Genomic DNA, 21,406 nt, shown 5'->3' with positions numbered 1-21,406 from the left:
GCGAGCTTTCTGCCATCGTTGGCACAATCGCCGACAGGTTCTTGCAAGGGCCAGCCTGCCGGCGATTTGGGGCCACATCGCGGCCCGTGGGGCATCAGAAGGTGGCCTTGACCTGCAGGCCAACCACCAGGGCATTGTCGATCGCCTGGCCTGAGAACGCGCCTGGCTCGATGATGTATTGCACATCCGGGCGCAGGTTCAGCCAGGGGGTTGCCTGGTAGCCGTAGCTCAGTTCGATCAACTGTTCGGCACTGTCGATGTCAGGGAACTGCTCGCCGTTGTTGAATGCGGCGTCCTCGAGCAGGTCTCGGCTACGCGGGTTGGGCACCGCTCGGCCATAGCCCAGGGCCACGGTGTCGCGTGGGCGACCTTCGAACGGCTTGTACAGCACCACGCCAGCGCCATACCACTTGGTGAACGGCGAGGCGGCCTTGCTCGACGCCGAGTATTGACCGAAGGCGTGCAGGCTGCGGCCCGGCAGGGCGTCGTCGTTCCACACGGCCTGGTCGACCAGCAGGTAGTGGCCGCTACGTCCGGACACTTCCTTGTCGCTGCCGATGCGCTTCACGTCGGAGCTGTCGTAGTAATAACCCAGCTTGTACTCACCTGGCAGCTCGCCTTGCAGCTTGTAGACGAGCTCCACGGGCACCACGGTACCGGTGGTGTGCTTGGGCCCCAGGTGCCACGCACGGCTGGAGTTGCCATTGCTTTCGGGGTCGACGTTGAACGCGGCCACGCGAAGCTGCCAGGCGGGTGACAGGTCGTATTTCACGCGCACGCCCAGGTGTGCGTTGGGGTAGTTGGTCCAGCCGCTGCCGCCGGACATGTTCAGCGGGTGACCGCAGAAACCGGCGTTCATGAAGTTGCACAGGATGCCGCTGTCCAGGCCGCCCAGGTCGTTGCCCATGGCCATGTAGCCGAGCTTTACATTGAGCGCCGGGGTGAACAGGGTGCGCTCGTAGCTCAGTTCGGTGAGGCGGGTGTAGAGGCCGCCGAAGTTTTCCTGAATGGGCAGGCGGTTGCCTACCAGGTCTTCGGAGGCGCTGTTGCCGCGGCGGTCGTTGATGGTCAGTTGGACCTTGCCGCCGTTTTCCAGGCCGTACAGTTTCGACAGGTCGAACTGCACGCCGAGCTTGAGGTTCTGCGAGTAGCGTGCCGAGCGGTGCAGGCCGCCGTGGGCGTTGTAGGCGGTTTCGCCGCTGTAGTCGCCGGTGAACTTGATGCCGTCATCTTCGAGCTGGTGGCGCAGGCCGCCCCAGTCGCCGGTCATGGTGCTGCGCGAGAACATGTCACCGTCGGCCAGGGCAGGGGTGCTGGCCAGGGCCAGCAGCAGGGTAGGGGTGATGCGAATTGCGGATGGCATTGCTGTGTCTCGTGTTGTTTTTCAGGGCCTCTTCGCGGACAAGCCCGCTCCTACCTAGGTCAAGATTCAAACCTGTAGGAGCGGGCTTGCCCGCGAAGCTGGCGATGGGGTCTTACGGCAGAGCGTAAGAAATCACGTAGTCGCCACGATCAGTCGACTGGCGCGCACCACCAGCGGTGATGACCACGTACTGCTTGCCGGTCTTCGGCGAGACGTAGGTCATCGGGCCGCCCTGGCTGCCGACGGGCAGGCGGGCCTTCCAGATTTCGTTGCCGTTGCTGCTGTCGTAGGCGCGCAGGTAGAAGTCCTGGGTGCCCGCGATGAACACCAGGCCACCTTGGGTGGACAGGGTGCCGCCGAGCGTCGGCAAGCCGATCTTGATCGGCAGGTGCATGCGGATGCCCAGGGGGCCGGTATCCTCGACAGTACCGACCGGAACCTGCCAGGCCACCTGGCGGGTCTTCATGTCGACTGCGGTCAGGGTGCCGAAAGGCGGTGCCTGGCAAGGGATGCCGGCGACCGACAGGAAGCGGTTCTTGTTCACCGCGTATGGCGTGCCCTTGAGCGGTACGGCGCCCATGCCGGTGTTCAGCGCTTCGCCACCGGAGGCAGCGTCACCCTTGTTCTGCGACGGGATCATCTGGATCCACAGGCCCAGGCGCATGTCGTTTACGAAGATGAAACCGTGTACCGGGTCAGTGGAGATGCTGCCCCAGTTCATGCCGCCCAGCGAGCCGGGGAAGCTCAGCGACAGGTCGCTGCCTGGCGCGGTGTACAGGCCGTCGTAGCGCATCTTCTTGAAGTCGATACGGCACAGCAGTTGGTCGTACGGGGTGGCACCCCACATGTCCGACTCGGTCAGGGTCTGCGCGCCGATCTGCGGCATGCCTACCGATTTCGGCTGGGTCGGGGAGTATGGCTCGTTAGGAATGTTGCCCGGCTTGACCGGCACTTCGTCGACCTGGGTCAGCGGCTTGCCAGTGGCACGGTCGAGCACGTAGATCTGCCCGGCCTTGGTGCCGATCACCACTGCAGGAACGGTCTTGCCGTCGTCCTTGGTGAAGTCGATCAGGCTCGGCTGCATCGGCAGGTCGAAGTCCCACAGGTCGTTGTGCACGGTCTGGAACACCCACTTCTGGTTGCCGGTGGTGGCGTCCAGCGCCAGTACCGAGGCACCGTAGGTGTGGTCCAGCTTGCTGCGCTCCACACCATAGATGTCGGTGGACGAAGAGCCCATCGGCAGGAATACGGTGTTCATGTCCGGGTCGTAGGACATCGGTGCCCAGCTGTTGGGGGTGCTGCGTACGTAGGTGTTGCCGTCAGCTGGCGCTTCGCGGTCTTCCGGGTTGCCCGGGTCGAAGGCCCACTTCATGGCGCCGGTGATCACGTCGAAGCCGCGAATCACGCCGCCTGGCATGTCGGTCTGGACGTTGTCGGCAACACGGCCGCCAACCACCACGGTAGTGCCGGCCATCAACGGTGCGGAAGACAGCTGGTAGTAGGAATCGGGCACGTCGCCGAGGCCGGCCTTGAGGTCGACCTGGCCGTTGTTGCCGAAGCCCTGGCAGAACTCGCCGTTGTCCGCGTCGACAGCGATCAAGCGGCCGTCGATGGTGTTGGTCAGCAGGCGACGTTGGCAGTTGGCACCCGCCGCTACGCTACCGCCGGTGATTGGCGAGCTGTTTGGCTGGGTCGGCTGGGCGATGGCGGTAGTGGCGTCGAAGTAGGCCATGCCACGGCAGCGCTGCCAGACCTTGGACTGGGCGTTGATCTCGTTCTTCCACAGCTCTTTGCCGGTGTCGGCATCGAGTGCGATCAGGTTGTTGTGCGGGGTGCAGATGAACACCTTGTTGCCGACCTGCAGCGGGGTCAGCTGGTCTTCGGCACCGTTGCCGTCGCTGATGGCGACGTCGCCGGTGTGGTAGGTCCAGGCCACCTTGAGCTTGTCGACGTTGTCGCGGTTGATCTGGTCCAGCGCGGCGAAGCGGCTGCCACCTTCGGTATTGCCGTAGTGGGCCCAGTCCTTCTGCTCCTTGCCGGCTTCGACCGGGGTCATCCCCGGGCCCTTGCCGTTAGGTGCGACGCTTGGGTGTGCGACGAACATGTTGCCGGCGGCGATCACCAGCACCACGGCCAGCACGCCGGCCAGGCCGTAGGCGCCACGCCCGGCAACGCCGCCGCTGGCACGGGCCAGCATGGGGTAGACGAGGGCCACGACCATGCCGATGGCGCCGAACATGAACAGGCGTGAGAACAACGGCCAGAACACCAGGCCGGCGTCGATCACCGCCCAGATGGCAGTGCCGAGCAGAAACACGGCGTACAGCCAGGCACCGGCAGGTTTGCGCCGGGCAATCAGCACACCGGCGATGGCCATGGCCAGGCCGCCGATCAGGAAGTACCAGGAGCCGCCCAGGCCGGCGAGCTTGATGCCGCCAGCGGCGAGGAGCAGGCCAAGCAGGGCGATGATCACGCCCAGGCCGGCCAGGATGAAGGTGGAGGCGCCAGAGGCGCGCGGTGTTTCGTTCATGCCAGGTATCTCAGCAGGTGGAATCGGCGCAGTTTAAGCCCTTAGCAAGCTAATTAACAAGTTAGTACATTAACTTGTGGGGCTGATTGTCGCAGGGGTGAACTCGCCTGAATGTGCTGAAAATTCTAGATCAAGCGGCTAAAAATGCACGGTTTGTCATGAACGGTGCGAATCAGGGAATCGTGACCGTTAGACTTTTGTCTATCGTTGGGCCTGCCGTCGGATGGCAGGCCCGCATCGGTCAGAAGTGGTAGCTGGCGGTCACTACGGCGGCGCGGGCATCGCCGTATTCGATGGCCGAGGAACGCGCGGCAGACCCAATGCGTTGGCGTACGCGCTCGACGTAGGTCTTGTTGAACAGGTTGTTGACGTTCAGTTGCAAGTCAAGCTGTTCGGTGACCCGGTAGCTGAGCATGGCGTTGTGCAGCCAATAGGCATCGAGCTTGGCGTTGGTGCTGGAGGTGACGTTGCGCTGGCTGACATGGCGGGCGCCGTAGCCCAGTGTCCAGGCGTCGCCCAGGTCATAGGTGGTCCACAGGTTCAGCGAGCGGGGTGGGGTATTGGCCAGGGCGTGGCCCTTGGCCGCAGAACTGGTATTGCCTGGCGCAGCTTCGAGGGTCTGGCTGTCGAGGAAGGTGAAGTTGGCGAATACGTTCCACTGCGGGCTCAGACGGCCCGTCAGGCCCAACTCCACGCCTTGCACGCGCTGCTTGCCGGATAACTGCGTCGCGCCACTGGCCAGCGTTTCGCGGGCGTTGTGCTTGACGATGTGGAACAACGCGGCATCGAGTTCCAGCGTGTGGTCGAGCAGGGACCACTTGCTGCCGAGCTCCCAGGCTTCGGAGCGCTCGGGTGCGAGCACCTGGGTGTTGCCGTCCAGGCCACGGCCGTTGCCGGTGAGGCTTTCCACCGTTGGATTGAAAGAGTTGCCCCAGGAGAGGTAGAGGCGGCCGTTCTCGGTGGGTTTGTAGACTACCCCGGCGCGGCTGCTCAGCACGCGATCGCTGGCCTTGTATGCCGAGGTGCGGGCACGCTCCGGGGAATAGGCAGCGGTCTTGCCGACGAGTCGGTCCTGCCGCAGGCCCAGGTGCAGGTCCCAGCGTTCGTCCAGGGCGATGGTGTCGAACAGATAAAGCGCGTAGGTATCCAGGGTATTTTGGTTGTAGCGCTCGGTCGTCCGTGCGAGGGGCCTGGCCAGTACCCCGGTGGGTTCCCGAGGGCATAGCCGTTGGCGGGATAGCCGGCCTTGCCAAGGCCATGGTTATAGGTTTCGAGGTCGAGGGTTTCGCGGGAAAGCTCAACCCCAGCGACCCAGTCGTGGGTCATGCCCAGCCAGCGGGCATTGCCGATCAGGCTGGTCTGGTTCATCCACAGCTCGGTGGTGGCCTCGCGGCCGTAGCCTTGCGGCCCCGCCGGTCGATAGCGCCCAACGGGCAGCCCGCGGGTATCGACCTGGGCGGCAGAGACCACGGTATCGCGCTCGAGGCGGCTGTAGCGGTTCATGTGCAGCAGGCGTACGTCATCGTTGAAGCTGTGCTCCAGCTTCAGGGTAAACATGCTGTGCACGGCCTCTTCCTTATCCAGGCCCTCCAGGCCGAAGTACGCCTCGCGCTCGACACCTGCCAGACGCTTGCCATCGCGCGCGGGCACGCCGTAATCAGGCAGGTTGTCGTCGACCTGGTGCATCGCGCTGAGCGTCAGGCGGGTACTCTCGCTCAGGCCCAGGCTCAGGCTGGGAGCCACGCCCCAGCGCTCTCGTCGGGTGCTGTCGCGGCCGGGAACCTGGTTCTTGTGCTGCATCAGGTTCAGGCGAATTGCGCTGTTTTCGCCGATGTCTTCCAGCGGCTGGTTGGTGTCCAGGGTCAGGCGTTGGTAATGGTCGGTACCCAGGCCTGTGCCCAAGTGGATGAAGGCGCGCTGCTCGGGCTCCTTGCTGATGATGTTGACGCTGCCACCGGTGGTGCCGGCGCCGCCGAATACCGAACTGGGGCCCTTGATGACCTCCACCTGCTCGGTGTTGAAGCTATCCGAGCGGGTGGTCTGGGCGGTGTCGCGCAAACCGTCGACCCGCAGGTTGCTGTCGGCCGAAAAGCCGCGGATGTTGAGGCTGTCGCCGGAACCGCCGCCGCCTTCGCCGGCATTGAAGGTGATGCCCGAGACGTTGGCCAGCACCTGGCGCAGTCCCAGCGCCTGTTGACCGGCAATCAGCGGGGCGGGTACCACGGTGATGGTTTGCGGGGTATCGAACAGGGGCGCTGGAAGCTTGTGCGATGCCGAGTAATCGGTCCGCAGGCCTGGAGCTGGTGCGTTGACTTCGGTGGCCTCCACCTCGAGTGGGGCGGAGAACTCGGGCGAGCCGTCGGCGCAGGCCGAGGCGGAGCCAAGACCGAGGGCGGAAGCGGTGAATACATGGCGGAGACGGCAGTCGGTGATCAGAGAGTACATGATGAAATGTCCAGAAATCGGGCGCACTGCGCCGCTGCCTGGTTCGCCAGGCAGGGATTGGAAAGGGAATCAGGGAGCGGTTTTTTCAGGCGCCGGGGCTGGCCGTGTCGCCGCCATAGAACACCGCCAGCCACACCGTCGGGGTGTCTTGCGCAGTCCATTCCACGCGGTGGCGGCAATGGGCGGGGATGTCGAGGCAATCTCCTGGGACCAGCAGGCAGGTGTGCTCGGCCTGTTCGAAACGCAGGCCGGCGCTGCCGCTCAGCAGCAGGATCCACTCGCCCTCGGGTTGGTCGTACCAGAAACCGGGTGGGCTTGCCTGGCCGTGGGATACGATGCGCTCGATGCGCAGGTCGGTGCGTTGCAGCAGGGTCTCGACCCACTCGGCGGCAGCCGGGTCACGGGTGGGGATGGGGGCGAACAGGTTGGTGGGTGTCATGGGGAAACTCACTGAAGAGGTGGTGTTCCACTATGGACGCGCTGCTTCAAGGACGCGCTTCTTGACCGTCCACGCTGATTGTAGGACCGTTCTCTGATTTGGATACCGGGGCAGATATGGACAAACTCCTGGCGATGAAAATGTTCATGGCCACTGTCGAGGCTCAGGGTTTTTCCGCTGCCGCGCGCAAACTGGCGGTGGCGACCTCCTCGGTGACCCGCCTGGTCGACGCCCTGGAAGCAGAGCTTGGCGCTACCTTGTTCAATCGTTCCACCCGCCAGGTCAGCCTGACCGAGGCGGGCCTGCGCTACTACGCTCGGTCACGGGAGATCTTCGAGGCCCTGGACGCTGCCGACGCCAGTGTCGCCGACCGTGGCGAGGAACCGGTCGGGGTGCTGCGCTTGTGCCTGCCGGTCGAATTCGGTCGACGGGTGATCGCTCCACACCTGGGGCCATTTTTGGCCCAGCACCGAAATCTTGAGCTGGACATCGACCTCAGCGATCGCCTGGATGATTTGCTCGACGGCCGCTACGACCTTTCCATCCGCCTGGGTGACCCCGCGCCCAGCGACGAACTGGTGTGCCGCCAGGTCGGTCGCTTCGAGCGCTGGCTGGTGGCTAGCCCGGCCTACCTGGCGCAACGCGAGCCGTTGGCGCATCCGACGCAGTTGCTCGATCACGCCTGCCTGCGTTTTCGCTACGGGCAAAAGGCTCGGCCCTGGCGTTTGCGCCGCGGCAGCGAGGCCCTGGAACTGAGCGTGGCAGGGCCACTGCGCAGCGCCAATGCCGACATGCTCCGTGAAGTGGCACTTGCAGGCGGAGGCATAGCCTTGTTGGCCGACTGGCTGGTGCAGGAGGACGTGGCGGCTGGCCGCCTGCAACGCCTGTTTGGCCAATGGCAGGCAAGCCCTGGCGCCGCCAGCGACACGATCAATGCATTGTACCTGCCCAACCATCGCGGCTCGCGTCGGGTGCAGGCGTTCATCGGCTTCTGCGAAGCGCTGTTGCAACGCTGAACCCGAGTCGTTGCGCCTGGCGCAAAACCCTGTTGCGCCCGCATGGGATTCTATCGGGCGGTGCGTCTGGGTAAGGTGCGCAGCATATCCGTCCTGTTCGAGGAACCCCGCATGAATCCTTCCCTAGCCGTTGCCGGCCCATCGGCTCACAGCCTGAGCCGAGCTTTGGTAGCGCTGTTGGCGTTCTGCTGTGGCGCGATCGTCGCCAACATCTACTACGCCCAGCCCATCGTCGGGCTGATCGCACCGGACCTTGGCCTTTCCGAACAACACGCCAGCCTGATCGTGTCCCTGACTCAACTTGGCTATGCCCTGGGCCTGTTGCTGCTGGTGCCGCTGGCTGACCTGCTGGAAAACCGCCGGTTGATGATCTGCACCGCCGTACTGGCCACCGTCAGCCTGTTGCTGGCCGGCACCAGCGGTCATGGCCAAGGGCAGTTGTTCCTGGCTTATGCGCTGTTGATCGGCTTCAGTTCGGTGGCGGTACAGATGTTGATCCCGCTTGCCGCGCACCTGGCACCCGAGCAGCAGCGCGGGCGGGTGGTGGGCAACATCATGGGCGGCCTGCTGCTGGGTATCCTGCTGGCCAGACCGTTGTCGAGCGTGGTGGCCGACCATTTCGGCTGGCGCACCGTGTTCATCGGCGCGGCGGCGATCATGCTGGGGATCATCCTGTTGCTGGCACTGACCCTGCCGCGCCGGATGCCCGAGCACAAGGCCAGCTACGCCGAGTTGATGCTATCGCTGGTGTCCCTGTTGCGGCGCTATCCGCTGTTGCGCCAGCGCTCGCTGTACCAGGCGTTGATGTTCGCCGCGTTCAGCCTGTATTGGACAGCCGTGCCGATGGCCCTGGCCGGTAGCCATGGCCTGACACAGAGCCAGATCGCCGTGTTCGCCCTGGTTGGCGCGGTGGGTGCCGTCGCAGCCCCGCTGGCGGGGCGCCTGGCCGATGCCGGACATGCCCGCCGCGGATCGCTGCTGGCCTTGACCCTGGCCCCATTGGCGCTGCTGCTGGGCCTGAGCGCACCGGGCTACAGCGTGATAGGCCTGGGCCTGACCGGAGTTTTGCTGGATTTCGCCGTGCAGATGAACATGGTGATTGGCCAGCGCGAGGTCTATGCACTCGACCCCGCCAGCCGCGGGCGTCTCAATGCGGTGTACATGACCAGCATTTTCCTGGGCGGGGCCGTGGGCTCGGCGGTCGCCAGCGCATTGTTCGTGCAATATGGCTGGCATGGGGTGGCGCTGGTCGGTGCTGGCTTGCCAGCCTTGGCGTTACTGGCATTCCTGGCAACCGGCCGACGTGCCTGAGAGGCGCTGGGGCGCAGTCAACGCCCCAGCGGCAACGCCACCCCGATCAGCGCGAACAGGCTGCCGCAGCAGCGGTTGAAGCGTTTGCCGCCGCGGGCAAGCCAGGGGCGGATGCGAAACGCCATGCGTGCCAACAGGTATTCGACCAGGCATTCCACGCCAGCGAAGGTCGCCGCCATCACCACGAACTGCAACAACAGGCCGCGCTGTGGGTCGATGAACTGTGGCAGGAAGGCGCCATAGAACAGCAGGACCTTGGGGTTGGCCATGGCCGACAGCAAGCCTTGGCGCAGCAGTCCGGCATTGCTCAGCTGCGCCGCGTGCGTGGTGCTTGTCAGGTGCAGGGCTGGGCTGCGCCACAACTGGATGCCGAGCCAGACCAGATAAGCGCCGCCCACCCACTTGAGTACGGTCAGCACCGAGCCACTGGTTTGCAGCAGCGCGGTAAGGCCGAACATGGCCAGGGCGATCAGCGCACTGAAGCCGATCACCCCACCGGCGATGGTGAACAAGGTGCGTCGGGCCCCATGGATTGCGCCGTGGGTCAGGGCCAGCAAGCTGTTCGGACCAGGGGTCAGGGACAAGCCAATGCTGGCGAGCAGATAGATAAGCCAGGTGTCGAGTGCCATGTGCGATCAGCCTTTGCGCTCAGATGGGAACAATGGGGGCCGGGCTATCGCCCGGCGTGGTCATTGTGGCGTACCGAACAGCCCGGTCCAATAGATTCCAGCGTCGCTCTTCGGGTCGGTTGCATAGGCGGCGCCCATTTCCCGGAAGTCGGGGTTCATCAGGGTGGCGCAATGGCCAGGGCTGGCCAGCCAGCCATCGACCACCTTACGCGCTGTGTCGCGCCCGGCAGCGATGTTTTCGCCGATTTGCTGATAGAGGTAGCCGGCCAGCTCGGCGCGGTCCCCCGGGGTGCGGTTGTCGCGGTCGATGTGGTCGAAGAAGTTCTGGTTGGCCATGGCCCGGGTGTGGCTGGCGGCCACGCCGGCCAGGGTGGTGTTCCAGGTCAGGGTCGGGGCCGCAGCGAACGGTTGGCCGCCGCACTGGCGCGCAACCTTGCGTGCTGCATTGACCTCCTGCAACAACTTCTGGCCTTCGGCCTGCCAGTCGCCCAGACGCCCGCTGAGCAAGGGGCGGGCCAGCACGATGCGCCAGTCGCGGCCTTCCTGGCTGACACCAATGTCGACGAACTGGGGGTCGAGCACCACCTGGCAGAAGCTTTCCTCGATGGCATGCATGGCCGCGCGGGCGTCGCGGGGCCGGACAGGCTGATGGCCTGGACGTTGACCATGGGATAGGCGGCGCGGGTCATGGCTTGCTGCAGGTCGCGAGTGCCCTCCGGCGACAGGGCCAGACGGGTGTCACTGTTGAGAGGGGGCAGCTCCAGCGACGCTTCGCCGCCGCATGGCTGAGCCTGGCTGCGGTAGACGTTGATCGAATCGATCAGTTGCGCCTCTTCGCCGGTAACGGCCAGGGCCGCGGTCGAGATGACCAGCCCTGCCGACAAGGCAGCAACGGATGACAGGACGCGCATGTGGATCTCCCTATGACTGGCAGCGTCGTGGTGTGCGCTGCTCATCCTACACAAGCCCGGGGCTTTTGGCCCCGGTCATGTGCAAAGCAAAATGAAGGCCGCAAAGGGGGTTGGCGGCAAAAGCATGAGTAGACCACCCAGGGTAGGAAAAGTGCGACACTTTTTGAATCGTTCTTGTTGCTCTCTGGCCCTTTGCCTTGAATCATCGACCGTGCCCGACGGCGGCTGTTCCGTTGCCGTGGACCCTCACCGGGCCAGGGCTTGGTTCGGCTTGTAGAAGATGAAGTGGCGGGTCTCGGCAGTCTTGCGGTAGGCCCTGGCCCAGTCAGGATGGACCTGGCGATCGTGGAAGTAGAGGGCGCCACCGGTGGAGTCCTTGAGTTGCTGGTTGAGCGCCTTGCGCGCGATCTCCTTGGCGATGTCGTAGCGCTGTGGCTCCTCGACCTGGTCGGGACGCCCGTCGCACCACCAGGAAAACTGGCACGCGCGCGTTTCGACGCCCTGTTTGACGACGCCGCAGAGGGTGTCGGGAAAACCGTCATGGCCCAGGCGATTGAGCACCACGCTGGCCACCGCGCTCATGTCCTTGTCGTCGGCGCCCTTGGCTTCCCAGTAGATGGTGCGGGCCAGGCAGGTGATGCTGTCGTCCATTGGCGACTGGCCAGCCGGGTCCACGGCGCGCACCTCGCCCGTCGTCAGTTTTTCGCGTGGTTTTGGCGGGGCGGCGTCTTCCACCACCTTTTCCTCGAGGGCCTCGGCCTTGTCTTCGGCGACGGATGCCTTGCTCGCCTCGGTGGCGAACAAGGGGGTTGCCAGCAAGGTCGCGGTCAAGCCGATCACCATCCCCGTCAGGCGCATGGTCGAGGTCTCGAACTGTGGACTGAATCACAGTCTAGCCAAACGCAATCGACTTGGCCTGGCGGGGCGTTGGTTCATGGCTCAGTGCCGTGGCGGCCATAGGCCTGGCTGATGCGGTCGATGACCATGGCCAGCGCGACGATGGCCAGGCCAGCCTTCACGTCCTGGCCGACGTTCAGTGTCTGAATGCCCGCCGGTACGTCCTCGCCCAACCCCCGCGCACCGATCGTCGACGCCACCAGACAGCGTGAGGGCTTCGGGGAAGCCACCGGTCATAGGCCTGCCTCGACTCTGGCTGCGTGCTCGGCCGGCAGCCAGGGCTTCCATATGTCCGGGTTGGCCCGTAGGAACGCGAGCGCGGCTTCCCGGGGCGGCTGGCGGGTTTCGTTCATGTGTGCCAGCGCCTTGTTCAGGCGGTCGATGGGCAGGTCGACTTTCTCGAACACAGCCACCAGTTCTGGATAGCTCTCGCGAAATGCCTTGGACACGGCGATCGACAGTTTCGCCGGCAGTGACTGACTGCCCCGTGGATTGGCGTTGTTCGGGTCCATCAAGGTTTTCCAAGCCTCGGCGTCGTAGGCGGGTTCTGCCAGGCGTACCAGGTCGTAGCGACCGATCAAGGGTGAGGGACTCCAGTAGTAGAACAGCACCGGCTGGCCGCGGCGGATCGCGGAGGCGACCTCGGCATCGAGGGCGGCGCCGGAGCCGCTGCGAAAGTTGTTGTACAGGCTATCGAGGCCATAGGCCTTGAGCTTCTGGCTATTGACCGTTTCCGAGGTCCAGCCACTCGGGCTGTTCAGAAAGCGGCCCTTGCCGGGGGATTCGGGGTCGCGGAACACGTGGTGGTAGCGCTTCAGGTCATCGACGCTGCGTAGCTCGGGCGCGAGTGGCTTGAGATCGCGTGCGGGGTCGCCTTTGATGACGTAGGCAGGCACCCACCAGCCTTCCTCTGCGTTTTTCACGGTATCGCCCAGGGCGAACACCTGGCCTGCCTGTTCGGCCTTGACCCAGGCGGGGCTGCGCCCGGCCCACTCCTCGGCGATGACTTGCAGGTCGTTGCGGGCGAGGGCGACTTCCATGCTCACGGTGCTGCCAGGGAGGGTGTCGGTGGGGTAGCCGTAACCGTGCTCGACGATCAGGCGCAGGACTTCGGTGGTGAAGGCGCCGCTTTCCCAGGCAATGGCACCAAAGTGGATGGGCGCGGATGGGTTTTTCGAGGTGGCGTCTTTCGAGGCGGCAGTGTCGGTGCTGGCCAGGCCGACAGCCAGCAGCAGGCCGGCCAGCAGGGTGGGAATCGTTTTCATGAGCCCTCGTCGGTTGCGGATCCTTGCGGTCCGAAAAAGTGTAGACGACGAGGGTTGCGGGGCCGCTGGAGGCCCGCGCAACGATCAGACGCGGAACTGGTCCATTAGCGCCTGCTGCTGGTTGGCCAGGCTGTTCAGCGATTGGCTGACGCGCGCAGACTCATTGGCCTGGCCAGACAACGATTCGGTGACATCGCGGATGGTCGCAACGTTGTTGTTGATCTCCTCGGCCACCGCGCTTTGCTCTTCGGCAGCCGAGGCGATCTGCAGGTTCATGTCGGTGATCACCGTCACTGCCTGGCCGATGCGCTGTAGCGCGGTCACTGCCTGGCCGACCTGCTCGACGCCGCCCTGGGCCTGGCGGTGGCTGTTGTCCATCGCGCCGACCACTTCGCGGGTGCCGTTCTGCAGGGTTTCGATGACCTGGCGGGTTTCCTCCACCGACTCCTGGGTACGGCGCGCCAGGTTGCGCACCTCGTCGGCGACGACGGCGAAGCCGCGCCCGGCTTCCCCGGCACGGGCCGCCTCGATGGCGGCGTTGAGGGCCAGCAGATTGGTCTGCTCGGCGATCGAGCGGATCACCTCGAGCACCGAGCCGATGCGCTCGCTGTTGTGCGCCAGGCCCTCGACCTCGGTCATGGCATTGGCCATCTCGGCGGCAAGGGTATCGATGCTGCGGGTGGTGCGCTCGATCACCGCCAGGCCCTCGCGGGTCGCCTGGTCGGCTTCGCGGGCAGCCTGGGCAGCTTGCGCGGCGCTGCGTGCGACATCCTGGGCGGTGGCGCTCATCTCGTTGGACGCGGTGGCTACCTGGTCAACCTGGCGGTACTGCTGCTCCATGCCGGCGCTGGTTTCGGTGGCGATGACCGAGGAGCGGTCGGCGGTGCCACGGGCATCCTGCACCGAGCGTTTGACCTCGGCGATGATCGGTTGCAGTTTGTCGAGGAAGCGGTTGAACCAGCTGGCCAGTTCGCCCAACTCGTCCTGCTTGTCGTAGTCCAGGCGGCGGGTGAGGTCGCCTTCGCCGCTGGCGATGTCCTTGAGCATGCTGGCCACGCCGAGGATCGGCCGGGTCACGCTGCGCGCCATCAGCCAGATCATCAGCAGGCCGATCACCGCCGCCGCCAGGCCCAGGCCGAGCTCAAGCAGGGTGCCGCTGGTATTGAGCGCGTCGAGTTCTTGCTTGAGGCTATCGGCAGGTCCGGTCAGGACCTCCTCCGGAACATCCAGCACCACGCCCCACGGGCGACTGCCGGGGATCGGCGCGAAGGCGGCCAGCACCTTCAGCCTTTGCTGGTCGTGGGCGATGGTCATTTTACCGTCGGCCAGCTTGCGCACCAGTTCGGCGCCCTGGCGCGGATCGACCTGGTCGAAGCGCTGGGCCAGCTTGCTGGCGTCGGCACTGTAGCCGGCCAGCAGACCTGTGGGGCTGAGAATGCCGACGGTGGTGCGGCCTTCGTACAGCCCGCGACTGGCGTCCTGGCTGAGGGCTTGCAAGCTGTTGAGGTTGATATCCACCGACAGGGTGGCGATGACCTTGCCGTCGACCGCCAGCGGGAAGGCGATGCTGGTCATCAGCACGCGCTGGCCTTCGATGTCATAGAAGTAGGGTTCGGTCACGCAGACCTTGGCAGTTTCGCGCGGGCAACTCCACCAGGCATTGGCAGGTTGGCCGCCAGCGCCGATCTCGGTATTGGCCATGTCGTGTTCCGGCAGCGCCATGGAGGTCAGGGTGCCAGCCCGGGGCTGCGACCAGTACAAGGCGAAGCGGCCGCTCTCGTTGCTGCCCAGCGCCTCCTGGTTGACGAACAGGCTGTCCTTGTTGTCCAGCGCATTGCGCTCAAACACCAGCGACAGCCCGAGCAGCTCGGGGTTGGCTTGCAGGGCGGCTTGCACCTGGCGGGTCATGTCCTCGCGCAGATCGAAGGCATCGATGAAGCGTTTTTCCGCCTGTTCACGCAGGAACAGCACCTGGCGGGAAAAGCCGGCGCCGTATTGGTAGGCATCCATGAACTGGCGCCGGATGTTCAGGGCCTGTACCTCGCCCTGCGACTCGATCCGCGCCTGTGCGGCTTCGGCAAGCATCTGCGAGCTGCTCGCCTTGACCAGGTCGGAACTGTGGTCCATCCGGTACAGCGAAAGCCCGACGAGCAGGGTGACGATACCGGCCAGGCAAAGGCCAGCGAGCAGCGTGATCTTCCACTGGATGGAGAGTTGGCGCAGAGGCATGGAGAGTACCCTTGTAATTGGAGTGTGGCTTGCCTGTGTATCGGCGGGGGCGGCGGCTACTTTATTGGTGCGGGCGTTTTAATGGGGGTTTCATGGATTTGTGGATAGATGGGCTGTTCGCTTGGGAGATGCAGTGCGGCAGATATCGAGCGCCGCCCGCGCGGCGCATCGCGACGCAAGGCCGCTCCCACATCTGTTTCAGGCCAATCATGTCTGGTAGGCCATAGTTGTCAGCCTGGTGGGCCCGGCGCGATATTTGTGTTGGCGCAGGGGCCTCCACGATTTTCCGTTGTGCCCCAAAGGCGAACAACCATGGCCTGACAGACAGTGGCACGTTGCAACAAATGTGGGAGCGGCCTTGCGTCGCGATGCGCCGCGCGGGCGGCGCTCGATCCCGACAACAACCTAAACCTCAAGCCAACCACCTTGAAAACACCGCCAATCCGTGACGTTCCTCTACAATCCACGGTTTTGACATCCTCCGCCCACTGCGGCAGAGTGCGCGCTTTTTTTCTGTCGCAACGAGGGAAGCCAAACCATGAATGCAGTGATCGCCGCAGTCGGCATCATGCTGATTCTCAGCCTTTCACGCGTGCACGTGGTCATCGCCCTGATCATTGGTGCGCTGGTCGGAGGGCTGGTCGGCGGGCTGGGTATCGAAGGCACGCTCGAGGCGTTCAATGGCGGCCTCGGTGGGGGCGCCACGGTGGCATTGTCCTATGCCTTGCTCGGTGCCTTTGCCGTGGCCATTGCCAAGTCCGGCCTGGCGCATGCATTGGCCGACCGCGCCCTGGCGATGGTCGACCGCCAGGGGCATGCCGAAGGAGGCAAGGTCAAATGGCTGCTGATCGGCTTGATGCTGGTGGTCGCCGTGGCTTCGCAGAACATCCTGCCCATCCACATCGCTTTCATTCCGCTGCTGGTACCGCCGCTGCTGTATGTGCTGACGCGGTTGCGCATCGACCGGCGGCTGGTGGCCTGCGTGATCACCTTCGGCCTGATCACCCCCTACATGTTCCTGCCAGTGGGCTTCGGCAACATCTTCCTCAACCAGATCCTGCTGGCCAACGTCGCCCGTGCCGGCGTCGACATCAGCGGGGTCAATGTCACCCACGCCATGGCCATTCCGGCTGCCGGCATGCTCGCCGGCCTGTTGCTGGCCGTGTTCGTGAGCTACCGGCGCAAGCGCGACTACGACCTGGCACGTATCGAACAGGTCGAGCAGGTGACGGTGCAGTACAACCCGCTGACCCTGATGGTGGCCGGCCTGGCGATTGCCCTGGCGTTCATCATTCAGCTGTGGCTGGGCTCGATGATCATCGGCGCCATGGTCGGATTCCTGGTGTTCTCGCTGTCGGGCATCGTGCGCTGGAAAGACACCGACGACCTGTTCACCGAAGGCATGAAGATGATGGCCATGATCGGTTTCATCATGATCGCGGCCTCAGGCTTCGCCGATGTGATGAAAGCCACCGGCGAGGTCAACAGCATGGTCGAGGCTGCAGCCCAATGGATCGGCCATAGCAAAGGCATCGGTGCATTGCTGATGCTGCTGGTCGGCCTGTTGGTGACCATGGGCATTGGTTCGTCGTTCTCGACGGTGCCGATCCTCGCGGCGATCTTCGTGCCGCTGTGCGTGCAACTGGGCTTCGACCCGCTGGCTACGGTGTGTATCGTTGGCACCGCCGGCGCCTTGGGAGACGCAGGCTCTCCAGCATCGGACTCGACCCTGGGACCGACCTCCGGGCTGAACGTCGATGGCCAGCATCACCACATTTGGGACACCGTGGTGCCAACCTTCATCCACTACAACCTGCCGTTGCTGGCGTTCGGCTGGTTGGCGGCGATGGTGCTGTAGGGGGATGCTGCTGTAGGGAAAGGATCAACCGTTGTTGGGCGCAGGGGAAATGCTGTTGAGGACGGTGCTGCCGTCCTTGCTGCGGGTCAGGTAGACCGGCAGTACCTTGGGCAGGTTGTCCACCAGCCGACCGACTTCGCGGGTGTTGTAGATGCCACTGATGCGAATGTGCCCGGTGGCCTGGTCGGCCAGCCGCAGCGGTGCATCGAGGTACCGGTTGATCACCGGCAGCGCCTGGTCGAGGCTGAGGTTGTCGAGGATCAGCTTGCCGCTGCGCCAGGCCAGGGTGTTGCCGTAGTCTTCGCTCTGGGCCACTTGTGGCTCGAAGTCGCCCGCGCGATAGCTGGCCTGCATGCCTGGGCTCAGGTGGTAGCCGCTGCCGCTGCCATCCGTGCTGACCAGTACGGAACCCTCCACCAGGGTGACCTTGACTTGGTCCTGGTATTTCCACACGTTGAACTGGGTGCCGGTGACACGCGTCTGACCGCGTCCTGCCTGGACGATGAAGGGGTGCGTGCTGTCGTGCGTGACCTTGAAGAACGCCTCGCCACGATCGAGGGTGACCTGGCGCTGGTCCTTGTAGTTGAAGAAGGTCAGCTCGGTGTTGAGGTTCAACTCCACCGTGCTGCCATCGCTCAGTTGCACGATCTGCATGTGGTCGCCGGCTTCGAAGTGCTGATAGCGGTTGGGCAGCCAGCCTTGCTCCCAGCCCATCCAGCCAAGCAGGGGCAGCACCGCGAGGGCGATGGCCGCTGCCGAAGCCAGGGGCCGCCAGTTGCGCGGCGCGGCAGCCGGGCTTGGTGGGTTGAACTCCACCACGGTGGCGGTGCGTGGCAGCAAATCGGCGGTGTCCCAGATCTCCAGCATCGCCTCGTACTCTTCCCGGTGACGCGCGTCCGCCGCTACCCAGCGGGCAAATGCTTCACGCTCGGCGGCCGTGCAATCATCGGCGTGCAAGCGCATGCACCAGTGCGCGGCGGCATCGGTCATGGCATCGTCGGGGTTGGCGTTGAGGCGGTCGTGGTTCATTGCGGCTCCGGGTTTTGCGCATTCTACCCTCGCAATGGTGTATCGATAAACGTCGTAATGGCGAATGACTATCAGTCATGCGCTTTTTCGTCGGAATTGCGAGTGATTCCGATCCCCTGATAGGCATACGGAGCCCTGAAACCGGCATTTTAGATAGCCTGCTAATCAGAGCTTTGACATTGACTGCCTAGGCAGTAATATTTGCACACAATTACCCGAGTCGTTATCGATGCCTCATTTCACTCCGGAAAACTTCGAAACCTGCGCCATCGGCATCCTGCTTGGGCGTGCGGCACTGCTCAAAGACCGCATCCTCGATTCGCACCTGGAGTCCGAGGGCATTACCGCGGCGCAGTTCAAGGTGTTGATCATCGTCACCCAGTACCAGGTGGATACGCCCGCCGAGCTGTGCCGTTACCTGGGCCTGGATAGCGGCTCGATGACGCGCATGCTCGATCGCCTGGTGCAAAAGGGCCTGATCGAGCGCAATCGCTGCGCCGAGGACCGCCGTCAGGTGCGCCTGGCACTCACCAGCGAAGGTCAGCGCGTGGCCAACCGCTTGCCAGAGATCGGCGCTGCGGCGATGAACGAGCTGGTCGGCGTTCTGCAACCTGAGGAACTCACCACCCTCGAAAGTCTGTTGACCAAGCTGCTGGTGAATGCTGGCGACCCGCTGATGATCCGCCGCTTCGGCGATCGTTGATCCCTGTTACGTACTAGCCAAGGTATTATCATGGCCACTCCCGCTGACACCCCGACTCCCTCCGAACAGGGCTCGCCAAGCAAGCGCAAGGCCTGGCTGCTGGGCCTGCTGTTGCTACTGATCGTCGCCGGAGCCTGCACCTACGCCTGGTACACCCTGGTCGGGCGCTGGCAGGTAAGCACCGACGATGCCTACGTCAACGGCAACGTGGTGGAAATCACCCCATTGGTCGCTGGCACCGTCACCAGTATCGGCGCCGATGACGGCGATCTGGTGCATGCCGGCCAGGTACTGTTGAAGTTCGACCCGGCCGACAGCGAAGTGGCCTTGCAGTCCGCCGAGGCCAAGCTGGCGCGCACGGTGCGTCAGGTGCGCGGGCTTTACAGCAATGTCGATTCGCTCAAGGCGCAGTTGCAGACCCGTCAGGCCGAGCTGCAGAAGGCGCAGCAGAACTACAACCGGCGCAAGGTGCTGGCCGACAGCGGTGCGATCGCCGCAGAGGAAATCTCCCACGCTCGTGACGACCTGACCGTCGCCCAGGCTGCGGTGAACAGCGCCCGCCAGGAACTCAACACCAGCACCGCGCTGGTGGACGATACCGAGGTCTCTTCGCACCCCGAGGTCATGGCTGCTGCCGCCGACTTGCGCCAGGCCTACCTCGATCATGCCCGTACCACCCTGGTCGCGCCGGTTACCGGATACGTGGCAAAGCGCACCGTGCAACTTGGCCAGCGCCTGCAACCGGGCACCGCGACCATGGCAGTGATCCCCCTGGACCAAGTGTGGATCGACGCCAACTTCAAGGAGACCCAGCTGCGCGACATGCGCATTGGCCAGCCGGTGGAAATCACGGCCGACCTGTACGGCAGCGAGGTCAAGTACAGCGGCACGGTCGATAGCCTGGGCGCCGGTACCGGCAGTGCCTTTGCCCTGTTGCCCGCGCAGAACGCCACCGGCAACTGGATCAAGATCGTCCAGCGCGTGCCGGTGCGTATCCACATCAATCCCGAGCAACTCAAGGACCACCCGTTGCGCATCGGCCTGTCGACCATCACCGAAGTCGATCTGCACGACCAGAGTGGCCCGACCTTGGCGCAACAGCCGCCTCAGCAGGCCAGCTTTACCACCCAGGTGTACGACCACCAGCTGGCCGAAGCCGATGAACTGATTGCGCGGTTGATTCACATGAACAGCGCCGCCGGCAAGACGGCCCAGCGATGAGCAAGGAAGCGCCTGCGCAGTTCACCCCGCCGAGCCTGTTGCTGACCACCATCGGCCTGTCCCTGGCAACCTTCATGCAGGTGCTGGACACCACCATCGCCAACGTGGCCTTGCCGACCATTTCCGGAAACCTGGGCGTGAGCTACGAACAGGGCACCTGGGTGATCACCTCGTTCGCGGTAAGCAACGCCATCGCGCTGCCACTCACCGGTTGGCTGAGCCGGCGTTTCGGCGAGGTCAAGCTGTTCATCTGGGCCACCTTGCTGTTCGTGCTGGCGTCGTTCCTGTGCGGTATCGCCCAGTCGATGCCGGAGCTGGTCGGCTTCCGGGTCTTGCAGGGTGTGGTGGCCGGGCCGCTGTACCCGATGACCCAGACCTTGCTGATTGCCGTGTACCCACCGGCCAAACGCGGCATGGCCCTGGCTTTGCTGGCGATGGTCACGGTGGTGGCGCCTATTGCCGGGCCGATACTCGGAGGCTGGATCACCGACAGCTACAGTTGGCCGTGGATCTTCTTCATCAACGTGCCGATCGGCTTGTTCGCTGCCGCCGTGGTGCGCCAGCAGATGCGCACGCGGCCGGTGGTCACCAGTCGCCAGCCGATGGACTACATCGGCTTGCTGACGTTGATCGTCGGGGTCGGAGCATTGCAGGTGGTGCTCGACAAGGGCAACGATCTGGACTGGTTCGAGTCGTCGTTCATCATCATCGGTACCTTGATCTCGGTGGTGTTCCTGGCGATCTTCATCATCTGGGAGCTGACCGACCGCCACCCGGTAGTCAACCTGCGGCTGTTCGTGCACCGTAACTTTCGCATCGGCACCATGGTGCTGGTGGGGGGCTATGCGGGCTTCTTCGGCATCAACCTGATCCTGCCGCAATGGCTGCAGACGCAGATGGGCTACACGGCGACGTGGGCGGGCCTGGCCGTGGCGCCGATTGGCCTGTTGCCGGTGATCATGTCGCCGTTCGTGGGCAAGTATGCCCACCGTTTCGACCTGCGGGTGCTGGCGGGGTTGGCGTTCCTGGCCATCGGTGGCAGTTGCTTCATGCGCGCCGGGTTCACCAGCGAGGTGGATTTCCAGCACATCGCCCTGGTGCAACTGTTCATGGGGATTGGCGTGGCGCTGTTCTTCATGCCGACCTTGAGCATCCTGCTGTCTGATCTGCCGCCGCACCAGATTGCCGATGGCTCGGGGCTGGCGACCTTCCTGCGTACGCTTGGGGGGAGTTTCGCGGCGTCGCTGACCACGTGGATCTGGATTCGCCGGGCGGAGCAGCATCATGCTTATCTGAGCGAGCACATCAGCACGTTCGATCCGGCGACCCGGCATACCCTCAAGCAATTGGGGGGTGCGGGGCCGCAGGGGTATGCGCAGCTGGAGCAGATTCTCAACGCGCAGGCGTACATGATGTCCACGGTCGATTACTTCACCCTCATGACCTGGATGTTTGCCGGGTTGATCTTGTTGGTCTGGTTCGCCAAGCCACCGTTTACGGCCAAGGCGGCAGCGGCGGGGTCAGGGGGGCATTGAAGCCTAACTCCAAAAGCCGAATTCC

At 64.2% G+C, this 21,406-nt stretch carries 14 protein-coding genes and 4 pseudogenes; 6 read left to right on the top strand and 12 right to left on the bottom strand.

All coding sequences use genetic code 11. The features are described from left to right. Positions 1-94 precede the first annotated feature (94 nt). The 4 genes and pseudogenes from E6B08_RS16220 to E6B08_RS16205 all read right to left on the bottom strand — a co-directional run bounded on the left by E6B08_RS16220 (position 95) and on the right by E6B08_RS16205 (position 6,777). Positions 95-1,363: a carbohydrate porin gene (locus tag E6B08_RS16220; RefSeq protein ID WP_136914976.1), complete on the bottom strand. Its 1,269-nt coding sequence runs from the start codon at positions 1,361-1,363 to the stop codon at positions 95-97. 112 nt (positions 1,364-1,475) lie between these two features. Beyond that, on the bottom strand, positions 1,476-3,893 hold the full coding sequence (locus E6B08_RS16215; RefSeq protein ID WP_136914975.1) for a glucose/quinate/shikimate family membrane-bound PQQ-dependent dehydrogenase: 2,418 nt from the start codon (positions 3,891-3,893) through the stop codon (positions 1,476-1,478). Positions 3,894-4,134: 241 nt separating this feature from the next. Beyond that, positions 4,135-6,338, bottom strand: a pseudogene (locus tag E6B08_RS16210) (TonB-dependent receptor). An 85-nt stretch (positions 6,339-6,423) separates the two neighbouring features. After that, entirely contained in the window at positions 6,424-6,777 is a 354-nt protein-coding gene (locus E6B08_RS16205) for a cupin domain-containing protein (protein ID WP_136914974.1), read from the bottom strand. Positions 6,778-6,893: 116 nt separating this feature from the next. On the opposite strand from E6B08_RS16205, the gene E6B08_RS16200 reads away from it, so the two are divergent. Then, entirely contained in the window at positions 6,894-7,793 is a 900-nt protein-coding gene (locus tag E6B08_RS16200; protein ID WP_136914973.1) for a LysR family transcriptional regulator, read from the top strand. Between the two features lie 111 nt (positions 7,794-7,904). Continuing rightward, a complete protein-coding gene (locus E6B08_RS16195) occupies positions 7,905-9,104 on the top strand; it encodes an MFS transporter (protein WP_136914972.1) in 1,200 nt (399 codons plus the stop codon). Positions 9,105-9,121: 17 nt separating this feature from the next. Here E6B08_RS16195 and E6B08_RS16190 read toward each other — a convergent pair whose 3' ends face one another. From E6B08_RS16190 to E6B08_RS31525, 7 genes and pseudogenes are all read right to left on the bottom strand, one after another. After that, a complete protein-coding gene (locus tag E6B08_RS16190; RefSeq protein WP_136914971.1) occupies positions 9,122-9,733 on the bottom strand; it encodes a LysE family translocator in 612 nt (203 codons plus the stop codon). 60 nt (positions 9,734-9,793) lie between these two features. After that, positions 9,794-10,644 (bottom strand): annotated as a pseudogene (locus E6B08_RS16185) (CAP domain-containing protein). A 246-nt stretch (positions 10,645-10,890) separates the two neighbouring features. Further along, the gene (locus tag E6B08_RS16180) at positions 10,891-11,502 is read right to left on the bottom strand and encodes a cell wall hydrolase (protein ID WP_136914970.1); all 612 of its coding nucleotides are present in this window, start codon (positions 11,500-11,502) and stop codon (positions 10,891-10,893) included. A 74-nt stretch (positions 11,503-11,576) separates the two neighbouring features. Continuing rightward, a pseudogene (locus E6B08_RS16175) lies at positions 11,577-11,753 on the bottom strand (proline/glycine betaine ABC transporter permease); the annotation flags it as partial. Between the two features lie 21 nt (positions 11,754-11,774). Next, positions 11,775-12,806, bottom strand: a complete 1,032-nt coding sequence (locus E6B08_RS16170) for an ABC transporter substrate-binding protein (RefSeq protein ID WP_136914969.1) — start codon at positions 12,804-12,806, stop codon at positions 11,775-11,777. Positions 12,807-12,890: 84 nt separating this feature from the next. Further along, positions 12,891-13,646: a methyl-accepting chemotaxis protein gene (locus E6B08_RS31530; RefSeq protein WP_416194403.1), complete on the bottom strand. Its 756-nt coding sequence runs from the start codon at positions 13,644-13,646 to the stop codon at positions 12,891-12,893. A 102-nt stretch (positions 13,647-13,748) separates the two neighbouring features. Beyond that, positions 13,749-14,714: pseudogene (locus tag E6B08_RS31525) on the bottom strand (HAMP domain-containing protein); the annotation flags it as partial. A gap of 859 nt (positions 14,715-15,573) precedes the next feature. Here E6B08_RS31525 and E6B08_RS16160 point away from each other — a divergent pair. Then, a complete protein-coding gene (locus E6B08_RS16160) occupies positions 15,574-16,893 on the top strand; it encodes a Na+/H+ antiporter family protein (RefSeq protein WP_136914967.1) in 1,320 nt (439 codons plus the stop codon). A gap of 24 nt (positions 16,894-16,917) precedes the next feature. On the opposite strand, the gene E6B08_RS16155 is transcribed toward E6B08_RS16160, so the two are convergent. Further along, a complete protein-coding gene (locus tag E6B08_RS16155) occupies positions 16,918-17,922 on the bottom strand; it encodes a FecR family protein (RefSeq protein ID WP_136914966.1) in 1,005 nt (334 codons plus the stop codon). Positions 17,923-18,151: 229 nt separating this feature from the next. Between E6B08_RS16155 and E6B08_RS16150 the strand changes: the two genes are divergently transcribed. From E6B08_RS16150 to E6B08_RS16140, 3 genes are read left to right on the top strand one after another with little or no spacing between them, the layout of a single operon-like run. After that, a complete protein-coding gene (locus tag E6B08_RS16150; RefSeq protein ID WP_136914965.1) occupies positions 18,152-18,625 on the top strand; it encodes a MarR family winged helix-turn-helix transcriptional regulator in 474 nt (157 codons plus the stop codon). A 30-nt stretch (positions 18,626-18,655) separates the two neighbouring features. Beyond that, positions 18,656-19,846, top strand: coding sequence for an efflux RND transporter periplasmic adaptor subunit (locus E6B08_RS16145; RefSeq protein ID WP_136914964.1), 1,191 nt, complete (start codon positions 18,656-18,658; stop codon positions 19,844-19,846). Beyond that, positions 19,843-21,381 carry a DHA2 family efflux MFS transporter permease subunit gene (locus E6B08_RS16140; protein ID WP_136914963.1) on the top strand — a complete coding sequence of 513 codons (1,539 nt, stop codon included), beginning with the start codon at positions 19,843-19,845 and terminating at the stop codon, positions 21,379-21,381. The genes E6B08_RS16145 and E6B08_RS16140 overlap by 4 nt, the downstream gene beginning before the upstream one ends. Positions 21,382-21,406 lie beyond the last annotated feature (25 nt).

Source organism: Pseudomonas putida (genome assembly GCF_005080685.1).
Classification (GTDB): Bacteria; Pseudomonadota; Gammaproteobacteria; order Pseudomonadales; family Pseudomonadaceae; genus Aquipseudomonas; species Aquipseudomonas putida_V.
Note: the sequence above shows the minus strand (reverse complement) of the source record. Positions and strands in the feature narration are given on the sequence as shown.